Source organism: Arcobacter ellisii (assembly GCF_003544915.1).
GTDB lineage: Bacteria > Campylobacterota > Campylobacteria > Campylobacterales > Arcobacteraceae > Aliarcobacter > Aliarcobacter ellisii.
In genome coordinates, this window is sequence record NZ_CP032097.1 from 2,496,785 (window position 1) to 2,521,111 (window position 24,327).

Consider the following 24,327-nt stretch of genomic DNA (forward strand, 5'->3'; position numbering starts at 1 on the left):
GTAGTTAAAAATTAAAAGAGAAAATCTCTTCTAATTTTACCATTCAAAATATGTAGATGCAGCTAAAATTGAATCATATGATAATTCATCTTCACCAAATTCGGTTTTGATTACTATTTTTTCATCATCTGCATAAATTAATTGTCCTTTATAAACTTCTGTTGAAAAATCTTTAACTCTTACTTTTTCACCAACTGAAGCTATAAAATGTTCTTTCTTTTTTAATTTTCTTTCAATTCCTGGAGAACTAACTTCTAAAACATATTCTCCACTCATTGGTTCATTAACATCTAATATTGGAGAAATCATTCTTGAGATTTCTGCACATTTATCTAAACTTACTCCACCTTCTGCTGTAACAGAAACTCTAAAAATATTTTTATCATGCTCTTTTACAGTAGATATATCATAAAGTTTTGCACCTAAGCTTTCAACTGCTAACTTAATTGATTCTTCTAAATTCATTCTTCACTACTCTTTGTTTTTCTAATTTGTGCAAATAGATCTTCAATATGTTTTGATTTTTCTAATGAAGTATCATTTACAAATGTAAAATTTGGACATTTATACCAACCAGTACTTGCTAATATATGAGTTTTTAATCTTCCATTAGCCTTATTCAAAGATGAAATAATCTCTTTAATTTCATTTTTATCATAGTCAGAACCATCAAAATATACTATTGCATCATATTTACCATTTTTACAGTTAACACCTGTAATTGGTAAAGAGTTGATTTTTGCATCACTTAAATTTGATAATGCTTCAGGAATTAACTCCATAAGTAATGATTCTGTTCTTTGTAAATTTATACTTTTCATTAATTATCTACAGATACTTTTTCTTCAATTTGGATAAATGTTTCGATAAAATCTCCAACTTTTATATCATTGAATTTTTCAAACATAATACCACACTCATATCCATTTGCAACTTCTTTAACATCATCTTTAAATCTTTTTAGTGATGAGATTTTACCTGTATAAGTTACAACACCATCTCTAATAATTCTTGCATGTCCACCTCTGATAACTTTACCATCAGTTACTAAACATCCAGCAACTGTTCCAACTTTTGGAACAACGAATGTATCTCTAACTTCAGCTTGTCCAGTATTCTCTTCTCTAATTACTGCACTCATCATTCCAGATAATGCATCTTTAATGTCATCTATTAAATCATAGATGATTGAATAAGTATTAATAGTTATACCATCAGCTTTTGCTTTTGCTTTAATTGATCCTGTAGGTCTTACATTAAATCCTAAGATTATACAACCATCACTTGCACCTGCTAGAACTAAATCTGATTCAGTAATTCCACCAACTGCGGCATGAATAACTTTTACTTTTACTTCATCATTTGCAATTTTTTCTAACGAACCTTTAATAGCTTCTAAAGAACCACCAACATCAGCTTTAATAATTACTGGTAATTGTTTAATTTTACCTTCTGCAATCAATCCACTCATCTCTTCTAATGAAACTTTTGTAGATTTAGATAACTCTTTAGCACGTGCGTGTTCAGCTCTTGTTGTTGCGATATCTCTTGCTTCTTTATCAGAATCCATAACTACCATGATTGAACCAGTTGTTGGAACTTCATTTAATCCTAAAACTGTACCTGTTTCTGAAAGTCCTAACTCTTTAACTGGTCTTCCATTATCATCAGTAATTGCTTTTACTCTACCAAAAGTTGTATCACAAACAATATTATCACCAATTCTTAGTGTACCATTTTGAACAATAATATTTGCAACTGGTCCTCTTCCTTTTTCTAATGAAGATTCAATAACTGTAGCTTTAGCTTTTGCAGATGGATCAGCAGTTAATTCTAATAATTCTGCTTGAATTAAAATATTTTCTAATAATTCATCTATTCCTTCACCTGTTTTTGCAGATACGCCAATAAATTCTGTATTTCCACCCCAATCAATAGGAGTTAATTCTCTTTCTGCCATTTGTGCTTTAACCATATCTGGATTTGCACTCTCTTTATCCATTTTGTTCATCGCAACAATAATTGGACAACCACTTGCTTTTGCATGAGAAATAACTTCTTCAGTTTGAGCTTTAACACCATCATCAGCAGCAACAACAATAATAATAATATCTGTTACATTTGCACCTCTTGCTCTCATAGCAGAGAAAGCAGCGTGACCTGGAGTATCAACAAAAGTGATTTTTTGTCCATTTTTTTCTACAGTATATGATGAAATATGTTGTGTAATTCCACCAGCCTCACCAGCTGCAATTTTTGAACTTCTAATTTTGTCTAATAAAGATGTTTTACCATGGTCAACGTGTCCCATAATTGTAACAACTGGAGGTCTGGTTACAAATGATGATTCATCAACATCTTCTCCATGATAATCTTCAATATAATTAACATCTTCTAATGCATCTTTAACTGTAACTTCAATACCAAACTCTTCACCAAGAATTTCTAACTCATCTTGTTTTAAGAAGTCATTTTTTGTAACCATCATACCTAAACTAAATAATACCGTTATAACTTCAGCAGGTGATTTTCCACAAGCTTCAGCGAACTCATATACTCTAATATCTTCAGGAATTGTAACTTCTTTAATTTCAACTACTTCATTAGTTCTTGCTATTCTTTTCTTTCTTTTTCCTCTTTTTAAACCTTGAGGAGCATTTCCAAATGCAGCTGGTCTTGAACTTCTTGATTGTTTTGCTGGATTTTGTGGTTTTGGTTCATCAAATATTTTAAATGTATCACCTAAATCCATATCAAGTAAAACTACTTCTTCACCTAATAAAGAGTCATCTGAACTTACAAAATCATCTGAATATTCTCTTGCAACTTCAAGTTTTTTACCATGGTCTTGTGCTTTAACAATCGTTTTCTTTTTCTCTTTTTTGATTTTAGCTTTTTTAGCTTCTTCACTTGTATTTACAGAATAATTGTTATTATTTGATTTTTCTTCTTCTTCATTCCCACCTAAAATCTCACTTAAAGATTTCATCTGTTTTTTTGGTTGAATTTCTGAATCAATATTATTATTACTTCTAACATCTAAATCATCTTTTGCTTTTTTCTTCTTAATAATAACTAATCCTCTTCTCTTAGGAACAATTTTATTTGAGTTATCAGCATTTAATTCAGGTTTGTCAAATTCTTCTTGAGTTTTTGAAGGAGCTTTTGAAATAGGTTTAGAAATTGCTACTTTTTTTAATTCAGGTTTTCTTATTTGTTCATTATCTTTTTTTTCAATTATTTCTTCTTTTTCTTTTTTCTCAACTAAAACTTCAACTTTTTCGTTTTCTTTAGTATCTTCTTTTTTGATTGTTTTCTTTATCTTCGAAGGTGATTTATCAGAAATTTTTGAACTTTTTCCTGTCATAATATAGTTTGCAATCTCTTCAGCATCTTCAAATGATACTGCACTTTGCGGTGATTTTAGTTCTATTCCTAAATCTTTAGCTTTCGTTATAACGTCTTGGCTACTTGCTCCCGCTTCTTCTGCAATTTCATAAACTCTTACTTTATCTGACATTTGTTAGCATCTCCTTAAGTTGTGTAACATACTTATCTTTATTTTTACACTCTTTACAAAGTGATTTTTCAATTTTTTTATAATCTTTTCCATTTATATCTAAATGTAATTTTGAACTACACTCATTACAGATATAAAAACTTCTTCCAAAATTATCATAAAAAGACAATTTTTTATCTTCACATTTTAATCTTATTAACTCTTTTTGTTCTAATTTGTTCTTACAAATAATGCAAGTTCTTAAGATTTTTTTTAAACTAGGCAAACATTATACCCAAAATATACTTAATATCAAAAATTATCAAATTTCTATTCTCACACCAGTATTATCAAAATCTGTTATAAAAACTCTAAAATGAGGGAATTTAAGTTTTAATACTTTTTCTAAATTTTTACTATCATCAGTATATGCTATTGAGAATAACGTTGACCCTGAACCTGATAATGTACTCATTAAAGCACCCTCTTTTAATGCTGTTTTTTGTACATCAAATAGCTCTGGCATCTGTTTCATTCTATATTTTTGATGAATTTGATCATTTGATGCATATTTTAACATTTCCCAATTTTCTGCCATAAATGCAGCTGTTAATAATGATGAATGAGAAATATTAAATACTGTATCCTCTTTAGAATATTTAAAAGGTAAAGTTTTTCTTGATAATTGAGTTGATATTGCTCTATTTGGCACAACTATTACTGCTTTTAAACTCTTTGGAATTGATTTATTAATATATTTAACTTCATTTTCTTGAACACAAGCAACATTAAATCCACCCATTACAGCTGGCGTAATATTATCAGGATGACTTTCATATGCAAGAGCTAAATTTAATAATTTATCTTTTTCAAGTTTGATTCCCTCAATTGCATAAGCACTTGCAATTGCTGAAACAATAACAGCAGAAGAACTTCCTAAACCACGTGATAGTGGGATTTCATTTTGAAATTCAAATCTAAAATGTCTTTTTTTATTTGATAAATTATGATAAAAATCATTAAAAATAGAGATAAACATATTGTTATCTTTTAAAGCAGGATTATTTGCCCCTTCACCTTTTAAAGATACACTATGAAATTTTGAGGGTCTGATAATTACTTGATTTTTCATTGAGATTGCAAGACCAAGACAATCAAAACCTGGTCCTAAATTTGCACTAGTAGCTGGAACGCTTACTTTCATCCATTTCCTTCTTAAACTGCCGGTAAATTATATATTGGCAGTGTTTCTTCATTAAAATTATATTTTTCTATACCCGTCGGTAATTCAAAGTCGTGGATTATACAATCTTTTTCTAAAAAATCTACTTTAATTTTATTTTCTTCTTTAATAAAATACTTTTTACCCAAAGCCTTAATTGGAGAATTTTTATTAAAATAAAAACCATCTATTGCATTAAATTCTATATTTTTTGTTATACAAATTGTTTTTAAAAATATATAAGCAACTTTAATAGCCATAAATGAACCTGGGGAATTTACATAAATTATTTTTTTTATATCAAATTCTAATAAAAGATTTTCAAATAAACTTGGCAATAAATCAGATGTTTTACCATCAAGTTTATACTCTTTTATCAATTTCTTATTTTCATAAATTCCTACTAATAAAGGATTTGAAATAGTTATAACTAAAACTTCAATCAATTTTTAACTTTCAACTTTCGCATAAGCCATTTCAAATACGCTAGCTTCACTACTTGCTTCTTCTAAATCTATTATTTCATAATTTGATTCATCTTCATAAAGTTTTTTTGTTAATAAATGATTTAGATGATGACTTCCAGCAATTGCATCATATTCACCTACTAAAGTATATTCTAAAAGTGCCATATCACCAATCGCATCTAAAATTTTATGTCTTACAAATTCATCATCAAATCTTAAACCTTCTGGATTTAAAACTTTTGTTTGGTCAAGTACAATTGCATTTTCCATACTTCCACCTTGGGCAAGTCCAATACTTCTTAGATATTGAACTTCATGTAAAAATCCAAAAGTTCTAGCTCGACTTATATTTTCTTTATATTCTGAAATTGAATAATCAAAGTGGAAATTTTGTTTTCCAATTGCAGGATGTTCAAAATTTATTTCAAAATCATATACAATTCTATTTGATGGCTTTAAACAAACTTTTTTTCCATCAAGAGTTGTAACTTCAACCATTTTTTTGATTTTTATAGCTTTTTTTGATTTATCTAATTCTTTAATTCCAGCTTCTTCTATTAACATACAATAACCAGCAGAACTTCCATCAAGAACAGGAACTTCATCATTATCTATAATAATTCTTAAATTATCAATTCCATATGCATAAACAGCAGATAATAGATGTTCTATTGTAGAAATAACTACTCCATCTTTTCCAATAACTGTTGCCATTTTTGTATCAACAACAAACTCTTTTTTTAATGGAATTGTAACTCCAGCATCAACTCTATAAAAAACTATCCCCATATCACTATCAAGGGGTTCTAGTTTCATTTTAACTGGAACACCTTTATGAAGTCCAATACCAACTATTTCAACACTTTTTGCGATTGTTCTTTGTTTCATTTTTTTGTTCCATCTATAATTTTAATCGAATCATTTATTGTTTTAGTAAGATTTACTTTTATCCAATCATAATCTAGCCATTCATTTGGATTTGCTTCAATTCCTTGAATTAAAATTCCAAAATGTAAGTGATCACCAAAAACTGCACCAGTTGAACCAGTATTTGCTATTTTATCACCTGTTTTTACTTCATCATTAACTTCAACATTTTGGCTACTTGTGTGTGCATATAATGAAGCTAATCCTAAACCATGGTCAACAATAATTGAATCTCCATAAATTCCTAAATAATCTTTAAAAATAACTTTTCCAGGATTTGTAACTATTACATCTGCTCTTTTTGTACTTGCCCAATCCATTCCTAAATGCCAAGCTTGGTCAATTTCTTGTTCATTATAAAAGTAATGTCTTCTTTCACCAAATTGTGCAAAAGTTGCTGCATTTGACATTCTTGTAAATGTTTTAACATCAAATGGAATTTTTCCACTATTAGCTAAATTTTTTCTTACAACCTCTTTTATAGTTTTAACATTCTTTTCTCTTAATTCTCTATTTGTTTTTACAAATGCTTCAATAGTATCAGAAGGAACATTCATATTACTATTTTCTAAAACATGTTTACTTACACTATTTACAAATTCATCAGATACTTTAATTTGGTCAATTTTTTCTTTAAATGGTTTTATATAAAATGGAACTTTTGTTACAGTTTTATTATTTGCCATATCAATTGCAACTAAATTTACTCTTTTAAACTCTTTAATATCAACAGGCCAAGTTATAATAGAAATATAGTATCCTTTTTTATAAAAAGGAAATAACTCAAATATCTCTTCATCATTAAATGTTATGTAATAATCTTTTAAATTTTCGTCAGCAATTTCAACAACAATAACTCCACTTCCACCTTGTCTTAATAAATATGAGTTAGTTACAACATTAGCAATTGGACTTCTTTTATCAATAATTATATTTGATTTTTTAGTTGCTTCATTTCCTCTAAAGAAATTCCATTTACTTGTATCAAATACATGAATTTGTAATACACCATTTGTTGGTTTATAAAATTCATCAAATACAGGTGGAACTATCTCTAAATCTAAAGAGCCATTTTCATTTTTTAAAACTTTTGTATCTAATCTTACTTGTTTTTCCCCATCAACAAATAAAATTTCATAAGATTTAATATCTTCATCATCTGAAATATTTATTTTAATTGGCTTTTGAAAATTCCAATATATTTGTTCTTCAACTGTAATTTTAGGTGCATTTCTCTCAAAAGTAGGAGATAAAAATAAAAAACCAACTATTCCAATTAATATAAATAGAACTACATAAATCCATAATCCCTTAATACTATTTTTATTATTTGTAAACTTCAAGAATTTCCTTTAAAACTATATTTTTTGCTTTTTCAACATCAAGCATATCTAATGTACAACCAGCGGCATTAAAATGACCGCCACCACCAAAATGACCAGCAATAGATGAAACATCAATTTTACCTTTTGAACGTAAAGATACCCTTGATACTCCATTTACAACTCTTACAAAAAAAGCAATTTTTACTATTGCTATGCTCATCACCATATCTAAGGCATCTTCACAATCTCTATTGTGAGCACCTGTTTGTTTAAACCACTCCTCTTTTGCTATTATAGAAGCTACTTCACCCTCTTTAAAAAGTTCAAGACTCTCTAAAACTTTTGGGATAATTCTATATTTTGCTAAAGAATCTCTTCTTAGAAGTTTATTTGCAATATCAGAAGGACTTGCTCCACATTCAACTAAAAAGTTAATTTTTTCAAATGTAATTTCATCACATCTAGCTAATGAAAAAGCTAATGTATCATCATAAATTCCAACATAAAGTGCAGTTGCTGAATTTTTTGTAATATACAAACCGTTATGTTTAAAAAATTCATATACTAATTCAGCTGTTGAACTTTTCATTGGATCAACAATATTTACAGTTCCAAATTTATTATTTGATTTATGATGGTCAAAATTTATAAGAGGAATTGATGGGTCTAATTCAAATCCTAATCTTTTATAAGTTCCACAATCAACACTAATAGCTAAATCAAAAAATGCTGGTAATTGATCTGTTATTTTCTCAAATCTTGGAATAAAATCAAGATTTTGAGGTAAATCAGAACTTACATTATAAACTTTATGTTTTATCTTATTTTCATGAAATAGATTTGATAAAGCCAATGCAGAACCTATTGAATCAGGATCAGGATTTACATGAGTAATAATTAAAATATATCTACTTTTTTCAATAAGTTCCAATGCTTTTGTATATTCTGACATATCAACTTTATTACTTGTTATAAAATCCTTTTTCATCCTTCTCCTTTCTTATATTTTTTAATTTAACTAAAACTTACTAACAAAAAGTTAATCAAATATTTTTTAATCAAACTTCATTGAAAAATCAAGCCAAGTTGATTGATGAATAATACTTCCACTACTAATTGCATCAACTCCTGTTGTTGCATACTCTTTTATTGTTTTTAAATTTATATTTCCACTAGCTTCAAGTAAAATATGTGGATAATTTGCATTTCTGAATTCTACAACCTCTTTTATTTGTTCAATATTCATATTATCACACATTATTATATCACCACCTGCATGCATAGCCTCTTTTACTTGGTCAAATGTTTCACACTCAATTTCTATTTTTGTAACCCAAGATATTCTTTTTCTTGCTTTTTTTATAAATTCTTCTAAATTATCTATTGTTCTTAAGTGTGTATCTTTTAACATCAAACAATCATCAAGTCCAAGTCTATGATTAATTGCTCCACCAACTCTACTTGCATATTTTTCAAAATCTCTTAATTGTGGTCTTGTTTTTCTAGTATCAAGTAAAACAACACCTGTTCCTTCAATCAATTTTGCATATTTATTTGCCATTGTTGCAATTCCAGATGCATGTTGAAGCATATTTAAAAAAGTTCGTTCTGATGACAATAAAACAGAAGCTTTTCCTTCAAGTTCAGCAATTACATCACCAACTTTTATCTCATCACCATCATTTTTTAAAAATTTACAATCAAATTTTTCAGTTCTTGCTAAAACTTTTGCATATTGAACACCTGCAAGTATTCCATCTGATTTACAAATAGCACGTGCCGTAAATCTTCCTTTTGGAGCAACATCGAAGAATAAATCTCCTCTTCCATTATCTTCAATAATGGCATTTTTTACAAATTTTTTGATATTAATCATACTTCAAACATCCTTTCTAATGCTACTTTAGCCCACTTAGCAGTTTCATCACTTACAAATATTTCATTCTCTTTTGAAATATTATCATCTTTAATAGATTTTAAAGTTTTATAAACATCTTCTAAAGTTGTTTCATTCATAGTTGGACACTCAGGTTTTGTTGAACTTAAAATATATGTATTTTTTGTTCTTAATCTATTTACCATATTAAACTCAGTTCCAACAGCTACTTTTTGATTTTCATCTAATCCTTTTATATATGTAATAAGTTGAGAAGTTGAACCAACAAAATCAGCTTTATCACAAACACTTGGGTCACATTCAGGATGAACAGCAATCAAAATATCTGGAAATCTTTCTCTATAAAAATCTATATCATCAGCAGTGAATTGTTGATGAACTGAACAAAAACCATTATAACAAATAATATCAGCCTCTTTTAAATCACTTCCATCACCAACAACTGCAGATTTTAGATTTAGTGATTTAGCAAAGTTCTGCCCTAAACATCTATCTGGAACAAAAAATATTTTTTTACCAGACTCTAAACCTTTTTCAATAATCTTATAAGCATTTGAAGAAGTACAAACCATTCCACCCATTTGTCCAACTTTTGCTTTAACTGCTGCACTTGAGTTTATATATGTTATTGGTAAAATATTTTCGTTTGGAATACCTGCTTCATTTATCTTTTTTAGATTTTGTTCAAAGTAACCCTCATCAATCATTCTAGCCATTGCACAACAAGCAATTTTTGGCATTAAAACTCTTTTTTTGGGACTCATTACTTTTACACTTTCACCCATAAAACCAACACCACAGAAAACTACAAATTTAGAATCAGTAAGCATTACTTTTTTTGCAAGTTCTAATGAATCTCCTGTTATGTCAGCCAACTCAAAAACTTCATCTCTTTGGTAAAAATGTGCCACTAAAGTCACATCTAACTCTTTTTTTAGTTTTATAATTTCTTCTTTTAAATCCAAAATAAACCTTCAAATTTTTATTAAATGTGAATATAACAAAAGTTTAGTTATAATCTCATTTAATTATAGACTTTAAACAAAGGTAATAAATGGATTTTTTCACAAATACAAATATTCTATTTTTTATAGCAGCATACTTAATAGGTTCTATTCCTTTTGGTTCAATTTTAGCAAAAACATTTGCAGGTGTTGATATTACAACAGCAGGAAGTAAATCAATCGGAGCAACAAACGTATTAAGAGTTGTAAAAGAGACTAACCCAAAATTAGCAAAAAAATTAGGAATTGCAACAGTTTTATTAGACGCACTAAAAGGAACTGTTGTTTTACTATTTGCTATGTATTATGGTGTTAGTGATTCAACTTTATGGGCAATTGCTATTCTTTCTGTTTTAGGACATTGTTACTCTATTTATTTAGGACTTGAAGGTGGAAAAGGAGTTGCAACGGGACTTGGTGTTTATATTGTATTAATTCCATATGCAACTTTAATTGGTGCACTTGTTTGGATAGTTTGTGCAAAAGTTTTAAAAATCTCATCTTTATCATCACTTTTAGGTTTGGTTGCTGTTGTTGTTAGTGCAACTTTTATAAATAATGGATTAAATGTAGGTTCAAATGTTCCTATGTATTTAATTGCTTTTATAATCATTTATAAACATATTCCAAATATCATAAGAATCATCAAAGGTGAAGAGAAAAAAGTTATATGAAAATACATATAAATGATTTAAACTTCAAATGTATTATTGGAATACTTGACTTCGAACGAATTAAAAAACAAAAAGTAGTAATAGATTTATCTTTTGAATATGAGTTTTCAAAAGATAAATTCATAAACTATGCAGAGGTTTCAAAACTTCTAAAAACAACAATGAAAAAAGAAAAATTTCTTTTACTTGAAGATGCAATATTACATATAGAAAATCTTCTCAACTCTACATATAATATATCAAACTTATATATCAAAATCTCAAAACCAAATATTTTAACAAACTGTATAGTTAGTCTTTCAAATAAATAACTTTTCAAAAAATCTACAAAAAAGATATAAGAGTAAAAAAGTCCTAAAATAGCATTAACACAGCATTATTTTGCTGTTAATTAAAAAATAACTTAAATTAACAGTTAATTAACACAGAATTAATGATTTTAAGAAAACTTTAAAATTTAGTGGTGTAGAATGGTCGCAACGGTATGTCGGAAAAGGTTTAAAACCTATGTTTTAGATGAGTTCGCGCGCTCCGGTAGACTGATAATAGATTTCGAAATTTTAGGAGAACAAATGAAAAAAATCGCAAAATTAAGTTTAGTAGCTGCTGTAGCAGTTGCAGGATTAACTTCAGCTAACGCTCAACCATTAGAAGAAGCAATCAAAAATGTAGACGTATCTGGATCTGTAGTTTATAGATATAATGATTATAAAAATGATGTGGCTAATACAGCAAATCCAACAGCTACAAACACAAATAACTATAAAGTTGGATTAAATCTTTCTTCAAAAGTAAATGAAGATGTTAAATTTAATTCAAGATTTGTTGTTGGTCAACCATCTAACACTGGTACTGGTGATGCTGGTTTTGCAACTTTAAATTCAAGTGATAATGCTGACCAAAATGTTGGTGTAGAGTTAACTAATGCTTATTTCGGATATACAGGTCTTGCTAATACAACTGTTAACGTTGGTAAACAAGGTTTAACAACTCCATGGACTGTTGCTTTAGATTCTGATGGAAATGAGCAAACTGGAACAGGAGTTTTAGCTCTTTCAACAGTTGGACCAGTAACTTTAGCTGGTGCATATTTCAATCAAACAAATCTTAATGTTTCTTCAGATTCTGCAATGAATGGTGTAGCATTATATAAAAATAATAGAGCTGGAGCAACAGGAAATGGAAGTAATTTAGGTCATTCTAATGCAACTGTTGCGACTGTTATTGGTGATGATGCAGTAGATGGTTCATTAGATGTAGTAACATTAGGTGCAATTGGTACATTTGAACCAGTTACAGTTGATGCGTGGTATATTGATATAAATGATCTTGCTGATTCTTACACACTTGGTGCAAAAGCTGCTTTAGATTTATCTGGAATCAAATTTGGTGCAGATGCAAGATGGGCATCATTATCTTTAGATAAAGATGTTGCAACAGCATTAGATGTTGTTAATAATGCTACAAGCGGTACTAGTAGTGTAGTGGATACAAACACTATGGCAAAACTTGTTCTAACAGCTGACGCAGGTTTAGTTGATGGAAAAATTGCTTATGGTATGACTGGTAAAGATGGTGGTTTAACTGCTTTAGATAATGATGCGGTAACTACATTATTAGGTTGGAATTTAGCACTTAATGGTAAAACTGATGCTGATTATTGGCAAGCAGTATTAGGATTTGATATTTTATCAAACTTAAACTTATCAGCTAACTATGGTAACTTACAATATATCGCTGCAGCAAATTCTACGACTGATATAGAAGAAGAAGAGGTGTATGCTCAATTATTATATAAAATGAGTAAAAACTTCTCTACTTATGTAAGATACGGAACATATACTAAAGAAACAACAGCTGCTGGTGCTGCAACTGTTAAAGATAATGACGATACAAGAGGAAGATTACAAGTTGAATATACATTCTAATATTTTTAGAATTGTTTAACTTCTCTTTCGAAGGGTTGGGGTTTACTCCAACCCTTTTTTTATTATGATTATTTAATCTTATTATGATAAAATCTACAAATTTAAAAAAAGGATTAAATCTTGAAAAAAGTTATTCTTTCATCTATACTACTTCTTGGAACTACATCAATATTCGCTGAAACAACAATGTGTTTTAAAGAAAATGCTTCTATGAGTACTATTGAAAAAACTCCACTTGATGGAGGTATTTGTAATGGAAAATTATCTGTAAATGATATGAAAGCCAAAGGTTGGAGTGTAGAAGATATAAAAATCTCTCAAAGTTCAACTGGTATGAATTTTATTTATATTCTAAAAAATGGTGTAACTGTATCAGCTCCTACACAATCATCTCAATTTGTTGGAAATCAAGCTCAAATGGAAGCAAATATTTTAGCAAAACTTGAAGCAAAAAAAGAGGCTGAAGAAAAAGCAAAAGTTGAAAAAGAGTTAAAAGATGCAGCTGTTATAGCAAAAGAGCTTTATACAAACAAATGTCAAACTTGCCATGGAGCAAATGGTGAAAAAAGCGCTTATAACACAGCAAGACCTCTAAAAGATTTATCAGTTGAAGATATGCAAGAATCAATCAAAAACTATAAAGTTGGAAAAGTTGATTCTATGAATGCAAATATTATGGCACCTTATGCAAACTTTGTTGATTATAAAGAGATCAAAGGTATCCACGCTTATTTACAAAGTATCAACAAATAAAGAAAAAGGATTTTATTCCTTTTTCTCTTCTTTTTTACTCTAATCACTCTTTATACAAACTTTAAGTATAATTTCCTTTTTTAAAGGATTAAAGCTAATATGGACGCATACGAATATTCAGAACTATTAAAACTTCTAAACACAAAACTTAACAACATAAAAGGTATTTTAAAACCTGATGATTTAAACAAAAGATTAGAAGAGATACAAGAATTAGAATCATCTCAAGATTTTTGGAATGATGTTGAAAATGCAACTAAAATTGGGATTGAAAAAAATAGAATTTTAGGAAAGCTAAATAAATTTAATAAAGCAAATGATTCATTAAAAGGAACAAATGAGCTTTATGAAATGGCAACTGAAGAAAAAGATGAAGAGACTTTAGAAATGCTTTATGATGAAGCAACCGAACTTGAAAAACTAATCAAATCAACAGAGATTTCAGTTATGCTTTCAAACCCTGATGATGCTTCAAATGCTATTGTTTCTATTCATCCAGGAGCTGGTGGTACTGAATCACAAGATTGGGCAAGTATTTTATATAGAATGTATCTTAGATGGGCAGAAAGAAATGATTTTAAAGTTGAACTTCTTGATTATCAAAATGGTGATGAAGCTGGTATCAAAGATGTTTCTTTTATCATCAAAGGTGAAAATGCATATGGTTATATGAAAGCTGAAAATGGTATTCATAGACTTGTTAGAATCTCTCCATTTGACTCAAATGCAAAAAGACATACATCTTTTTCATCTGTTATGGTAAGTCCAGAGATTGATGATAATATCAATATTGTAATAGAAGATAAAGATATTAGAATTGATACTTATAGAGCAAGTGGTGCTGGTGGACAACATGTTAATAAAACAGAATCAGCTATTAGAATCACTCATATTCCAACAGGAATTGTTGTTCAATGTCAAAATGACAGATCTCAGCATAAAAATAAAGATAGTGCTTTTAAAATGCTAAAATCAAGACTATATGAATTTGAACTTGAAAAACAACAAGCAACAAAAGATGGTGTTGAAAAAAGTGATAATGGATGGGGACATCAAATTAGATCTTACGTTTTACAACCATACCAACAAGTAAAAGATAGTAGAAGTAATATTGGTTATTCAAATGTTGATGCTATTTTAGATGGAGATATCACTAAAATTATTGAAGATGTATTAATAGCAACTTCTACTTCTAAATAGTCTATTCTCTATCACAAATTATGTTATAGATACAATAATTACATATTGATTTATCTTCACATTTAGAAAAAGAGATTTCTTGTTTTGAAATCTCTTTTAACTCTTCAAACTTTTGATTTAAAAGTTCTAATTTACTTTCAAGTGCTATTTCAGGAATTAGTTCTGTATTATGTAAGTCATAATAATATGCCTGTATTTTATTTGTTTTAAAATACTGATTCATTGCTATATAATAAAATTCAAGTTGGAAATCATCACTTTTTTCATAGTTTTTAAGAGTATCAACACTTAAACTTGAAGAAGTTTTATAATCAATCAATTCATATTCATCTTCAAAACTATCTATTCTATCAATTATTCCTTTTATTTTTATTCCATTAAATTCACACTCAAAATTCTTTTCTAAAGCAATAATTTTTCTATTTTTTAATCGCTCTTTATCATGTAAATAAAATTCATAAAGTTTTTTCTTCCAGATTTCCAAATCCAATATCAAAAATGGATTTGAACTTTTATACTTACTAAATAAATTCTCAATCTTTTCAAAACTCAATTCATTTGAATTTTCATCAAGAGTGTAATAATCCTCTAAAATAGAGTGAATAATATCTCCTAATTCATAAGGTTTAGGTTTTAATGAAATTGAGTGTTCTTTTATTTTTAAGATATTTTGTAAATAAAATTTTCTTTTGCATTGTAAAAAAGCTTTAAATGAAGTTGCCGACCATGTAAATTTTGTTAAATCAATTTTAGCAATAATCTCTTCTTCAAAGTGTGATATTTTATGATTATCATAAAGTATATGTTTATAAAAATTATCATTTGTATCTGTTTTAATATGTTTATTAAACAGCTCATTTGCAAATCTTGAAATTTGATTTGTGTCTGAATTTACATAAGAGATGAAAACATTTTTTGTTGAAGTTATTAATCTTTTATAATAATACTTTTGTAAAGATTCTCTATCAAATTGAGTTGGGAGATTTGCCAATTGTTTTAATTTTGTTGATAAAAATTTATCTTTTAAAGATATTTTTGGAATAAACGATTCATTAAAATCACATATAATTACTACATCAAACTCCAAAGCTCTTGTTTCTAGTAATCCTAAAACAGTAATTTTTCCAGAATTAACATCGTCAAGAGTAATTTTTGCAAGTTTCTGTAAAAATATTTTAAATACATCTTTTAGTAAAATATTATTTTCTTTAGAAAATAGAATAATATTTAGTTTATAAAGTAATTCATCATATTTTTCAATTAATTCTACATTACTCTCTTTTGATTTTATAAAATCTGTAATAAAAAGAAAAATATCTTTTGTAACATTTTTATTCCATAAAAATTTTAGATTTTTATCTACAAATGATTTATCAATTTCTAAAAATTTTAGATTTTCTATATTTTTAATTTCATCTTCATTCAAATATAAATATATTGCATTTGCTATTTGATAAAGATTTGTATTTTTTATACTTTTCCCCATTGCATAGTTGAAATATTTTTCATCATCAAAAAGTTGAATATAAGAAGCAAAATTTTCATCAGGTAAAACTAAAGCAATATTTGATGGATTAATACCATTTTTTACTGATTTTTCAATACAAGATTTTATATAAGCTATTTGATTTAACCTAGAACTAAAACCTTTTGTTTCAAAAAACTCTAATTTGCTATTTATAGGTTCAATTTCAATAAGTTCATTTTTTGATAAATCATATTTATATTTATAATCAAGTTTAATTTCTAAACCAAGATTTTTAAAAACTTCCAATGATTTCTGATTGTAAATATTTGAATAAAATAGAATTGTAATATTTATGTATTTTGATATTTTTTCAATCATATCAAATTCTACTTTTGTAAAGTATCCTTCAAAATGTAACTCTATTGAGTCAAATTTATTCAAAAAATTTTCATTTATTTTATAATGATTATTTATATTTATTCTATCTACATAGTGATTTTTCTCTAAAATATTTATATAATTGTTTTTTATTACTTCTAATATTTGTAAATGCTCTAAATAAAAATCATAAGTATCAACATTTTGAATTTGAGATATTTCAACTTTTTCACTTGCAAGTTCTAAAAAGAATCTATAAATATAATCACTTTGTTTTAGAAATTTTGTAAAATTATCAGAAATACCAAGCTTTTTTATATCTACATTTTTTATTGCTTCATTTAAAAAAAGAACTCGTTGTTCTTCTTCGCAATATTTTAGTTTATTAAGTGTTATTGATTTTTTAAAAAATTCGTCGATTGTAAGGATAAAAGGCAAAAGAGTATTTTCACTCTTTTGATTAGAAATAAAATTTCTAATAACCCTTGAAGTAGGAAAAACTAATAGTTTTTTTTTAAATAGCATTTGTTTTAATAAAAATATATCCTATAGTTTCATCAACTTTGAAACTACCTGTAATAATCCAGTTATTTGCCTCTTTTAATTCAAAAGTAGCATTATATGATTTTTCACTATTTGTAAAATTTTCATCTTTTAAAACAATATCACTATCATCTGAAATTGTTTTTGAAACTACCAATTCAATATTTATATCTTTTTTTTCATTTGTATTTTTATCAAAAACTACAACTTTTAAGTTATTTTGTCCAACTTTTAATAAATTTCTATGTAAAGAATATTTTTCAATTGCTCTTTGAGATAATTTTATATCTTCTGTTGTTAAATCAAACTTTTTATCATTTAGATAAAACTCAAAATTGTATTTAGATAAAAATGCAATATTTGATTCCATCATATTATTATAATTATCATCAACATCTTGATATTTTTTCATAAAACTATGGTCTTCTATAACTGGTACTTTTGAAGCACTCATAATAGTCCAAATAATCATTGAAAATACAAAACTAAAAATTCCTATAAAAAACAGTGGCCAATAATTTCTTTTCATAAATTTACTTTCTTTTTTTTAAAATTGCATAAGTATATGCTAATAATCCTAAAACTATTAAAGTATACATTACAACTCTCCAAATAGTACTAGAAACTTTTCCTGAATTACCTATACTACTTTCAAGTTTAATATTTTTTGACTCAGCTAATGTATCAGCAATTGCAGCATAACCATTTAAAGTTGCAGCACTTACCTTTGCAAATAGTGTATTTTTATCTTTTGAAGCAAGCAATGGAACAACATATCCATCTAAAATCTCATTTTTATTAATTTGATTTTTTAAATCATCACTAAAAAGTAAATTAACATGTGTCTCTTCAACTGCAATAGTCAATAAAACATATGGTTTTTCAACATTAATAAGTATTTGATTTTCAAAGTTTTTAATTGCTTCAATTTTTTCTTTTGTTTTGATATTTTCATCTAATCCTAAAGTAGATTTTGCATATACATAAATATTAACACCTAATTTAGATTTAGCCTCATCACCTATTTGATTGATTTTATCTTTTGCTCTTTGGTCTATTAAACTATCATCATTTAATATAAAATTTTGAGCTGATAAATTTTGACAGAAAAAAAGTAGAAGTGATAAAATCACCCCTACTCTAAAAAAAATACTTTTTTTCATTTAACCAACAAACACTTTTGTAGCATCAAAGAAACCATAATATACAGTCATTACAGCTGACACTAAAAGTAAAATACCAATAATTTTTTCCATATTTTACCCCTTATTTACCATTACCAACAAGTTGGTAATGTGTATGATTATCAGAACTATTCATTTTTAAACCATTCAAATCTTGATTGATTTTATAGAAATTACTAGCTTCATTTTGTTGTACTTTTATACCATTAATCGTTAATACAGCAAGAATAGATAATAACAGAACAACTGCAATTAACATACCTGTAATACCATTAAGTTTAAAAATACCTCTTTCATTTTCATTCATTTGTGTATTTCCAGCCATCTTACTCTCCTAAACTTCTTAAATATGAAGCTAAAGCTTTTTCTTGAGTTTCGTTAAGTCTTCCATCAAAGCTTGGCATAGCACCTATAATACCTTTTTTACCATCTTTTAATACAGCCATAACTAAAGCATCATCATAAGCTCTGATATTTGGAGCAACCATCTCCATACCATTTCCATCTGCACCATGACAACCAGCACAAACTGCGAAACTTGCAGGTTGTTCACCTTTGAATCCACCAGCAACATAAGAAGCTACTTCATTAATATCAGCATCTTCTGTTAACATCATTGGAGGCATTCCTGCTGGATAAGCAGTTTTTAAATTATTAGCACCATTTTTAATTACATGAACAACTTGTTCTTTTGACATTCTATGAGTAAGATTTTGAGCTTTACCTTCAATTCCTTCTCCATCAACACCATGACAAGGTGCACATTGTACTAAGAAAATTGATTGACCCATAGCTTTTAAAGTCTCTTCAGATGGGTTTTCCCATTTTTTCTCAAATTTTGCATTGTACTCTAAAGTCTCTTCATTCCATTGACCAATTTGAGAGAAACCATTAATTGGATAACCAACTGTAAAATACCAAAACATCCAAATAATAGCACCAATAAATGCTAATCCCCAACCTGTAGGAATTGGATTTTTGTATTCACCGATACCATCCCATTTTTCTTCAGCTAGTTCACCACTTGCTGTATCATTTTTCATTTGATTAACATATTTTAACGCAACAAATACAGTAATTGTAATAATTGCAACAGCACCTAACATTGTTAGGCTATTAATATAATCATCACTGTTAAAAGCATCACCTGCTGCAAAGTAAGTTCCTGCTAATAAAGCGATGATAAGAATTATTCCACCTATAACCATAGATTTCATCTTATTTCTCCTTATTATCTATATCTTTATCTTTTTTTCTTTCTTCTAAAGGCATAGAAACACTTGAATCATCATGTACAAGTTTAGAATACTTCTCAAAATCTCTTTCCCCTGTCTTCTGTCTTTTATAAATAGAATAAGCATAAGAATAGAAAATTATAAAAACTGCTAAAATCAAAAAGAATTTAGCATAACCTTGCACTGTTAAAAGTGTTTCATAATCCATCGATAAGCCTTATTTTAAAGAATTCAAATATGCAATTAATGCAACTATTTCAGGAACTTGACCATTTGCAACAGCTTGTTTAACTGACTCATTTTTCATATCAGCAGCAATTACTTTTGCCTCTTCTAAAGCAGAAGCTTTTGCTTCTTCCCATGATCCAAGTTTAGGCATTCCTTCTTGATCATAAGGTGTATTAAATACATTTTTAACAGTATATGCTTCTGCATAAGCTGTTTCAATATCAGCTATATTACTAAAATGATGTTTATAAGCTGGCATAATACTTCCAGGTACAACAGCAGATGGTTCCCACATATGGTTTTCATGCCAATCTGTAGTTCTATAATTTCCAACTCTCATTAAATCTGGACCTGTTCTTTTTGATCCCCATAAGAATGGTCTATCATAAGCATACTCACCAGATAAAGAATACATACCATATCTATCAGTTTCTGACTTAAATGGTCTAATTAATTGAGAGTGACAAGCATTACAAGAATCTTTTATATATACTTGTCTACCAGCTAACTCTAAAACACTGTATGGTTTTGTACCAACAGTTGGTCTACTTTGTTTTGCAAAATCTGGAATAACTTCAACAATACCTGCAAATGCAACAAATACAAACACTAATACCGCAAAGAAAAACGGTCTTTGTTCAAACCAATGAAACATAATTTCTCCTTTTCTTACGCAGCTACTGGTGTAGCATTTACTGGTTCTTTGTCAAGTACTCTACCACATCTAACTGTTTTGTAAATGTTGTAAGCAAATAAGAAGAATCCAATTAGGTATAATAAACCACCAACTGCTCTAATTGTATAGTATGGATGTAATACAGTAACTGTATCAATAAATGAGTAAACTAATGAACCATATTCATCATAAGCTCTCCACATCATACCTTGTGTAATACCTGCAATCCACATAGAAGTAAAGTATAATACGATACCTGTAGTTTGTAACCAGAATTGTGTATCCATTAATGATTTAGAATAAATTTCTCTTTTAAACATTCTTGGAACCATATGGAATAATGCAGCCATAATCATAAATACAACCCATCCTAAAACACCATCATGTACGTGACCTGGAATCCAGTCTGTAAAGTGTGCAATAGCATTTACAGATTTGATAGCTTGAATTGGTCCTTCGATTGTTGATAACATATAGAATGTTGAAGCTAATACCATGAATTTAATTAATGTATTTGTTTGTAATTGTTGCCATTCACCCTTCATTGTTAAAAGCATATTAATAGCTGATCCCCATGATGGTAAAATTAAAACAACTGACATAACAGAACCCATTGTTTGCATCCAATCTGGAACAGTTGAATAAATAAGGTGGTGTCCACCAGCCCATAAATAAACAAATAATAATCCCCAGAATGCTAAGATAGATAGTTTATAAGAATAAACATTTTGTCCTGATTCTTTTGGTAAGAAATAATAAATTAATGCAATAATTGGAGTTGTGAAAACGAATGCAACAGCATTATGACCAAACCACCATTGAACTAATGCATCATTAGTTCCTGCATACATAGAAACAGAGTGAATCCATGAACCATATCCAGATACTAAAGCTGTTGGAACTTCCATATTATTAAATAAGTATAACATTGCAACTGCGATAAATGTAGCAATAAAATACCATAATGAAATATAAAGAGTTCTTTCTCTTCTAATACCGATTATTCCAAAGATTGAAATACCCCATAATACCCACCATACAACAACTAAAATGTCGATTGGCCACTCTAACTCTGCATACTCTTTTGATGTTGTAATACCCATAAATAAAGTTACAACAGCTAATAGGATTGTAATAAAATATAAAACAAAGTGTAACTTAGCAATAGCCATTAAAAAAGGTGACTCTTTTAATGATACTTTTAAAACTCTTTGCGAAATATAATACCATCCAGCAAAAATACCACTTAGTGCGAAACCATATGCAACACCATTTGTGTGTAAAGGTCTTAATCTACTAAATGTACCATACTCCCCAGCTAAATAGTTTAACTGTGGGAATGCCAATTGAAACGCAAGTACAACACCAATTGTCATACCAATGATACCAAACAAAATTGTTGCAAATGTAAAGGCTTTTGCAACTGAGTAATCGTACTCAATTTGTGCACCGTTTTGCATCAATCTCCTCCTACTAATTTTATATACAAGTCACAAAAATGTCACTCATTGCGGTAATCATAGCTAAGCAAAACTTAAAATCAACAAAAAAATTAACGAAAAATTAACAAATAAAACACTATTTTTATTATAATTTTTACTTATAAATAAGATAGAAAATATCTTATTTATAAGATTTTAATACCTGCTCAGTCTCCCTTTTTAGGGTTTTTACTTTTAAATCTTCTCTTTTATCGTGTAATTTTTTACCTTGTGCAGTTGCAACTTCAACTTTAATCATATTTTTATCATTAAAATAAAGTTTTAAAGCAACTAAAGTGATTCCATCTTTTGTCACTTTTGAATATAATTTATCAATTTGTTTAGAATGAAGTAATAATTTTCTTGCTCTTCTTTCATCTGGTCTATATGTTGTATGAGTTGTACTTAAATGAGAAATATGTGCATTTAATAAAAAAACTTCACCTTTTATAATTCTTACAAAAGAGTCTTTCAAATTCACTCTTCCTTCTCTTATTGCTTTAACTTCACTTCCTTCTAACATAATTCCAGCTTCCAATGAATCTAAAATCGTAAAATCATGAAATGCTTTTTTATTTTTAAAAACTAAATTTTTTTTTGTATCTTTTTTATTTGCCATAATTTATCCTAAAAAATGAACTTCCACTTCCACTAAAAAACCAATCTTTTTTTTCATAATCACTTAGTTGTGGGTAAAGACTAAGTGCACTTTCATACAAATCATTTGCTTGTTTTATATCTAATTCTTTTAAAATATCAGTTGATTTCATATCAAGCAATTTTTTTGCTTCATCTTTAGATATTTGTTTATAAAATTTTTCTCTAAATATTTTAAAAATTTCACCTGTATTACATTTTATTTTTGGTGTTATAGTTTTTATATCTAATATCTCTTCATCAAATTTTTCTACAATTTCACCAATTCCTGTTACATTTGCACTATCATATTCATATATAAAAAATGGAACATCAGCACCAACTTGTGAACCAATTTTACTTAATTCATCTTTTGATAAATTTAATTTACAATATTTATTTGCCATAATCAAAAAAGTTGCGGCATTTGAACTTCCACCACCAAGTCCTGCAAACTCTGGAATATTTTTTTCAATTTTTATTTCGTGATTTAAAAAAAATTCTTCAACACCATAAAAATGTTTTATTAAATTGTATGCTTTATATACAGTATTTGAGTTAATTTCACAACCAAAATCACCTATAATTGTAATTGCTTTCCTACTAGATTTAACAAATGATATAATGTCATACAAATTATGAACTCGTACAAATCTTGATACGAGTTCATGATAATTTTCTCTTTTATCAGCAATTTTTAGAAAAATATTTACTTTAGCATACGACTTTTCAATCATCTCATTTTTCATATTTTGGTACCCTATTTACTAAATATTTTATTTCACCATCAATTATTTCAATTATTGAAAAATAGTTTTCAGTAATTATAAGATATTTTCCATTCTCTTTTTTTTCAACATAATCTATACCTATTTTTTTACCTTGAACCAACCACTCTTGTGTTCCAAAATATTTATTTATAGGCAAATCAATGTAATCTAAAGGATCTAACTCTTTTTCATTTTCAAAAAAGAATTTACCTTCATTTAATCTCTCAAGATAAGATAAAGTTCCCACTCTGTTTAGTTTTTCTAATAAAATTTGTGCAAATGACCTAACATATGTTCCTTCACTAACAGTTACTTCAAAAGTAATAAAAGGATGTCTATATGAAATAAATTTCGTATTATATACATTCATCGTTGTTTTTGATAATTCAACTTCTTCACCATTTCTAGCAAGTTCATAAGCTCTTTTCCCATCAACTTTTTTTGCTGAAAATTTTGGTGGTGTATATTCAATTCTTCCATTTAACGAATTCAACTCATGAATTATTTTTTTTTCATCTACATTATCAACTAAACTAATATCAATAATTTGTTCTATATCAAATGATTCAGATTGAATTCCCAACCAAATTACAGCTTTATATGTTTTGGGTGTTTTTGAAATATATTTAAAAAGTTTTGCATATTGTCCAAATGCAACTATTAAACAACCTTTTGCAAAAGGGTCTAATGTCCCGCTAAACCCAGCTTTTTTATTTTTAAATTTTCTTTTTATTCTGTTTAAATAAGAATTTGAGCTTATAAAAATTGGTTTATTTACAACCAATAATTTATTAATCTGTTCTTTTTCGTAAAATCTAACTTGCAAGAACTT

Annotated in this window: 27 protein-coding genes; 5 read left to right on the forward strand and 22 right to left on the reverse strand. The window is 27.8% G+C overall.

The features are described from left to right. Window positions 1-36: 36 nt before the first annotated feature. From rimP to nadA, 11 genes are all read right to left on the reverse strand, one after another. On the reverse strand, window positions 37-465 hold the full coding sequence (gene rimP / locus AELL_RS12680) for a ribosome maturation factor RimP (RefSeq protein ID WP_118918298.1): 429 nt from the start codon (window positions 463-465) through the stop codon (window positions 37-39). Next, window positions 462-821: a 30S ribosome-binding factor RbfA gene (gene rbfA / locus AELL_RS12685; RefSeq protein ID WP_118918299.1), complete on the reverse strand. Its 360-nt coding sequence runs from the start codon at window positions 819-821 to the stop codon at window positions 462-464. The genes rimP and rbfA overlap by 4 nt, the downstream gene beginning before the upstream one ends. Further along, a complete protein-coding gene (gene infB / locus AELL_RS12690) occupies window positions 821-3,520 on the reverse strand; it encodes a translation initiation factor IF-2 (RefSeq protein WP_118918300.1) in 2,700 nt (899 codons plus the stop codon). The genes rbfA and infB overlap by 1 nt, the downstream gene beginning before the upstream one ends. Next, window positions 3,510-3,785, reverse strand: a complete 276-nt coding sequence (locus tag AELL_RS12695; protein WP_118918301.1) for a YlxR family protein — start codon at window positions 3,783-3,785, stop codon at window positions 3,510-3,512. The genes infB and AELL_RS12695 overlap by 11 nt, the downstream gene beginning before the upstream one ends. 36 nt (window positions 3,786-3,821) lie before the next feature. Beyond that, a complete protein-coding gene (gene thrB, locus AELL_RS12700; protein WP_118918302.1) occupies window positions 3,822-4,703 on the reverse strand; it encodes a homoserine kinase in 882 nt (293 codons plus the stop codon). Window positions 4,704-4,714: 11 nt separating this feature from the next. After that, a complete protein-coding gene (locus AELL_RS12705) occupies window positions 4,715-5,167 on the reverse strand; it encodes a hypothetical protein (RefSeq protein ID WP_118918303.1) in 453 nt (150 codons plus the stop codon). Between the two features lie 3 nt (window positions 5,168-5,170). Then, window positions 5,171-6,076, reverse strand: a complete 906-nt coding sequence (gene lpxC / locus AELL_RS12710; protein WP_118918304.1) for a UDP-3-O-acyl-N-acetylglucosamine deacetylase — start codon at window positions 6,074-6,076, stop codon at window positions 5,171-5,173. After that, window positions 6,073-7,458: a M23 family metallopeptidase gene (locus AELL_RS12715; RefSeq protein ID WP_118918305.1), complete on the reverse strand. Its 1,386-nt coding sequence runs from the start codon at window positions 7,456-7,458 to the stop codon at window positions 6,073-6,075. The genes lpxC and AELL_RS12715 overlap by 4 nt, the downstream gene beginning before the upstream one ends. Further along, window positions 7,442-8,428, reverse strand: a complete 987-nt coding sequence (locus AELL_RS12720) for a DHH family phosphoesterase (RefSeq protein ID WP_118918306.1) — start codon at window positions 8,426-8,428, stop codon at window positions 7,442-7,444. The genes AELL_RS12715 and AELL_RS12720 overlap by 17 nt, the downstream gene beginning before the upstream one ends. Before the next feature lie 66 nt (window positions 8,429-8,494). Next, window positions 8,495-9,316 carry a carboxylating nicotinate-nucleotide diphosphorylase gene (gene nadC / locus AELL_RS12725; protein WP_118918307.1) on the reverse strand — a complete coding sequence of 274 codons (822 nt, stop codon included), beginning with the start codon at window positions 9,314-9,316 and terminating at the stop codon, window positions 8,495-8,497. Continuing rightward, window positions 9,313-10,302 carry a quinolinate synthase NadA gene (gene nadA, locus AELL_RS12730; protein WP_118918308.1) on the reverse strand — a complete coding sequence of 330 codons (990 nt, stop codon included), beginning with the start codon at window positions 10,300-10,302 and terminating at the stop codon, window positions 9,313-9,315. Before nadA ends, nadC begins: the two co-directional genes overlap by 4 nt. 89 nt (window positions 10,303-10,391) lie before the next feature. Here nadA and plsY point away from each other — a divergent pair, with 89 nt between their 5' ends. From plsY to prfB, 5 genes are all read left to right on the forward strand, one after another. Further along, window positions 10,392-11,015, forward strand: a complete 624-nt coding sequence (gene plsY / locus AELL_RS12735; protein ID WP_118918309.1) for a glycerol-3-phosphate 1-O-acyltransferase PlsY — start codon at window positions 10,392-10,394, stop codon at window positions 11,013-11,015. Next, window positions 11,012-11,326, forward strand: a complete 315-nt coding sequence (locus AELL_RS12740) for a dihydroneopterin aldolase (protein ID WP_118918310.1) — start codon at window positions 11,012-11,014, stop codon at window positions 11,324-11,326. The genes plsY and AELL_RS12740 overlap by 4 nt, the downstream gene beginning before the upstream one ends. Window positions 11,327-11,587: 261 nt before the next feature. Continuing rightward, on the forward strand, window positions 11,588-12,943 hold the full coding sequence (locus tag AELL_RS12745) for a major outer membrane protein (protein ID WP_118918311.1): 1,356 nt from the start codon (window positions 11,588-11,590) through the stop codon (window positions 12,941-12,943). A 120-nt stretch (window positions 12,944-13,063) separates the two neighbouring features. Next, window positions 13,064-13,696 (forward strand): c-type cytochrome, encoded by a 633-nt coding sequence (locus AELL_RS12750; protein WP_118918312.1) that lies wholly within the window; start codon window positions 13,064-13,066, stop codon window positions 13,694-13,696. A 99-nt stretch (window positions 13,697-13,795) separates the two neighbouring features. Beyond that, window positions 13,796-14,896 (forward strand): peptide chain release factor 2, encoded by a 1,101-nt coding sequence (gene prfB / locus AELL_RS12755; protein ID WP_118918313.1) that lies wholly within the window; start codon window positions 13,796-13,798, stop codon window positions 14,894-14,896. 1 nt (window position 14,897) lies between these two features. On the opposite strand, the gene AELL_RS12760 is transcribed toward prfB, so the two are convergent. From AELL_RS12760 to truB, 11 genes are all read right to left on the reverse strand, one after another. Next, entirely contained in the window at window positions 14,898-17,267 is a 2,370-nt protein-coding gene (locus AELL_RS12760) for a PD-(D/E)XK nuclease family protein (RefSeq protein WP_118918314.1), read from the reverse strand. Beyond that, window positions 17,257-17,814: a hypothetical protein gene (locus AELL_RS12765; protein WP_118918315.1), complete on the reverse strand. Its 558-nt coding sequence runs from the start codon at window positions 17,812-17,814 to the stop codon at window positions 17,257-17,259. Before AELL_RS12765 ends, AELL_RS12760 begins: the two co-directional genes overlap by 11 nt. A 4-nt stretch (window positions 17,815-17,818) precedes the next feature. Beyond that, window positions 17,819-18,448 carry a hypothetical protein gene (locus AELL_RS12770; protein ID WP_118918316.1) on the reverse strand — a complete coding sequence of 210 codons (630 nt, stop codon included), beginning with the start codon at window positions 18,446-18,448 and terminating at the stop codon, window positions 17,819-17,821. Between the two features lie 103 nt (window positions 18,449-18,551). Then, entirely contained in the window at window positions 18,552-18,794 is a 243-nt protein-coding gene (locus AELL_RS12775; protein WP_118918317.1) for a DUF4006 family protein, read from the reverse strand. Between the two features lies 1 nt (window position 18,795). Beyond that, window positions 18,796-19,686 carry a c-type cytochrome gene (locus tag AELL_RS12780; RefSeq protein WP_118918318.1) on the reverse strand — a complete coding sequence of 297 codons (891 nt, stop codon included), beginning with the start codon at window positions 19,684-19,686 and terminating at the stop codon, window positions 18,796-18,798. Window position 19,687: 1 nt separating this feature from the next. Further along, complete coding sequence (locus tag AELL_RS12785) at window positions 19,688-19,912, reverse strand: cbb3-type cytochrome oxidase subunit 3 (protein WP_118918319.1); 225 nt, start codon at window positions 19,910-19,912, stop codon at window positions 19,688-19,690. A gap of 9 nt (window positions 19,913-19,921) precedes the next feature. Continuing rightward, window positions 19,922-20,587 carry a cytochrome-c oxidase, cbb3-type subunit II gene (ccoO, locus tag AELL_RS12790; RefSeq protein WP_118918320.1) on the reverse strand — a complete coding sequence of 222 codons (666 nt, stop codon included), beginning with the start codon at window positions 20,585-20,587 and terminating at the stop codon, window positions 19,922-19,924. Window positions 20,588-20,601: 14 nt separating this feature from the next. Beyond that, window positions 20,602-22,068 (reverse strand): cytochrome-c oxidase, cbb3-type subunit I, encoded by a 1,467-nt coding sequence (ccoN, locus tag AELL_RS12795; RefSeq protein ID WP_118918321.1) that lies wholly within the window; start codon window positions 22,066-22,068, stop codon window positions 20,602-20,604. 163 nt (window positions 22,069-22,231) lie between these two features. Then, window positions 22,232-22,708: an SsrA-binding protein SmpB gene (gene smpB, locus AELL_RS12800; protein WP_118918322.1), complete on the reverse strand. Its 477-nt coding sequence runs from the start codon at window positions 22,706-22,708 to the stop codon at window positions 22,232-22,234. Then, window positions 22,698-23,474, reverse strand: coding sequence for a 4-(cytidine 5'-diphospho)-2-C-methyl-D-erythritol kinase (locus AELL_RS12805; RefSeq protein WP_118918323.1), 777 nt, complete (start codon window positions 23,472-23,474; stop codon window positions 22,698-22,700). The genes smpB and AELL_RS12805 overlap by 11 nt, the downstream gene beginning before the upstream one ends. Then, on the reverse strand, window positions 23,464-24,321 hold the full coding sequence (gene truB / locus AELL_RS12810; RefSeq protein ID WP_118918324.1) for a tRNA pseudouridine(55) synthase TruB: 858 nt from the start codon (window positions 24,319-24,321) through the stop codon (window positions 23,464-23,466). Before truB ends, AELL_RS12805 begins: the two co-directional genes overlap by 11 nt. Window positions 24,322-24,327 lie beyond the last annotated feature (6 nt).

Bases quoted from the DNA above. Each gene is read 5' to 3' on its own strand.
- rimP (WP_118918298.1), bottom strand. From the start codon at position 465: ATGAATTTAGAAGAATCAATTAAGTTAGCAGTTGAAAGCTTAGGTGCA.
- rbfA (WP_118918299.1), bottom strand. From the start codon at position 821: ATGAAAAGTATAAATTTACAAAGAACAGAATCATTACTTATGGAGTTA.
- infB (WP_118918300.1), bottom strand. From the start codon at position 3,520: ATGTCAGATAAAGTAAGAGTTTATGAAATTGCAGAAGAAGCGGGAGCA.
- thrB (WP_118918302.1), bottom strand. From the start codon at position 4,703: ATGAAAGTAAGCGTTCCAGCTACTAGTGCAAATTTAGGACCAGGTTTT.
- lpxC (WP_118918304.1), bottom strand. From the start codon at position 6,076: ATGAAACAAAGAACAATCGCAAAAAGTGTTGAAATAGTTGGTATTGGA.
- AELL_RS12720 (WP_118918306.1), bottom strand. From the start codon at position 8,428: ATGAAAAAGGATTTTATAACAAGTAATAAAGTTGATATGTCAGAATAT.
- nadC (WP_118918307.1), bottom strand. From the start codon at position 9,316: ATGATTAATATCAAAAAATTTGTAAAAAATGCCATTATTGAAGATAAT.
- plsY (WP_118918309.1), top strand. From the start codon at position 10,392: ATGGATTTTTTCACAAATACAAATATTCTATTTTTTATAGCAGCATAC.
- AELL_RS12740 (WP_118918310.1), top strand. From the start codon at position 11,012: ATGAAAATACATATAAATGATTTAAACTTCAAATGTATTATTGGAATA.
- AELL_RS12745 (WP_118918311.1), top strand. From the start codon at position 11,588: ATGAAAAAAATCGCAAAATTAAGTTTAGTAGCTGCTGTAGCAGTTGCA.
- prfB (WP_118918313.1), top strand. From the start codon at position 13,796: ATGGACGCATACGAATATTCAGAACTATTAAAACTTCTAAACACAAAA.
- AELL_RS12760 (WP_118918314.1), bottom strand. From the start codon at position 17,267: ATGCTATTTAAAAAAAAACTATTAGTTTTTCCTACTTCAAGGGTTATT.
- AELL_RS12765 (WP_118918315.1), bottom strand. From the start codon at position 17,814: ATGAAAAGAAATTATTGGCCACTGTTTTTTATAGGAATTTTTAGTTTT.
- AELL_RS12770 (WP_118918316.1), bottom strand. From the start codon at position 18,448: ATGAAAAAAAGTATTTTTTTTAGAGTAGGGGTGATTTTATCACTTCTA.
- AELL_RS12775 (WP_118918317.1), bottom strand. From the start codon at position 18,794: ATGGCTGGAAATACACAAATGAATGAAAATGAAAGAGGTATTTTTAAA.
- AELL_RS12780 (WP_118918318.1), bottom strand. From the start codon at position 19,686: ATGAAATCTATGGTTATAGGTGGAATAATTCTTATCATCGCTTTATTA.
- AELL_RS12785 (WP_118918319.1), bottom strand. From the start codon at position 19,912: ATGGATTATGAAACACTTTTAACAGTGCAAGGTTATGCTAAATTCTTT.
- ccoO (WP_118918320.1), bottom strand. From the start codon at position 20,587: ATGTTTCATTGGTTTGAACAAAGACCGTTTTTCTTTGCGGTATTAGTG.
- ccoN (WP_118918321.1), bottom strand. From the start codon at position 22,068: ATGCAAAACGGTGCACAAATTGAGTACGATTACTCAGTTGCAAAAGCC.
- smpB (WP_118918322.1), bottom strand. From the start codon at position 22,708: ATGGCAAATAAAAAAGATACAAAAAAAAATTTAGTTTTTAAAAATAAA.
- AELL_RS12805 (WP_118918323.1), bottom strand. From the start codon at position 23,474: ATGAAAAATGAGATGATTGAAAAGTCGTATGCTAAAGTAAATATTTTT.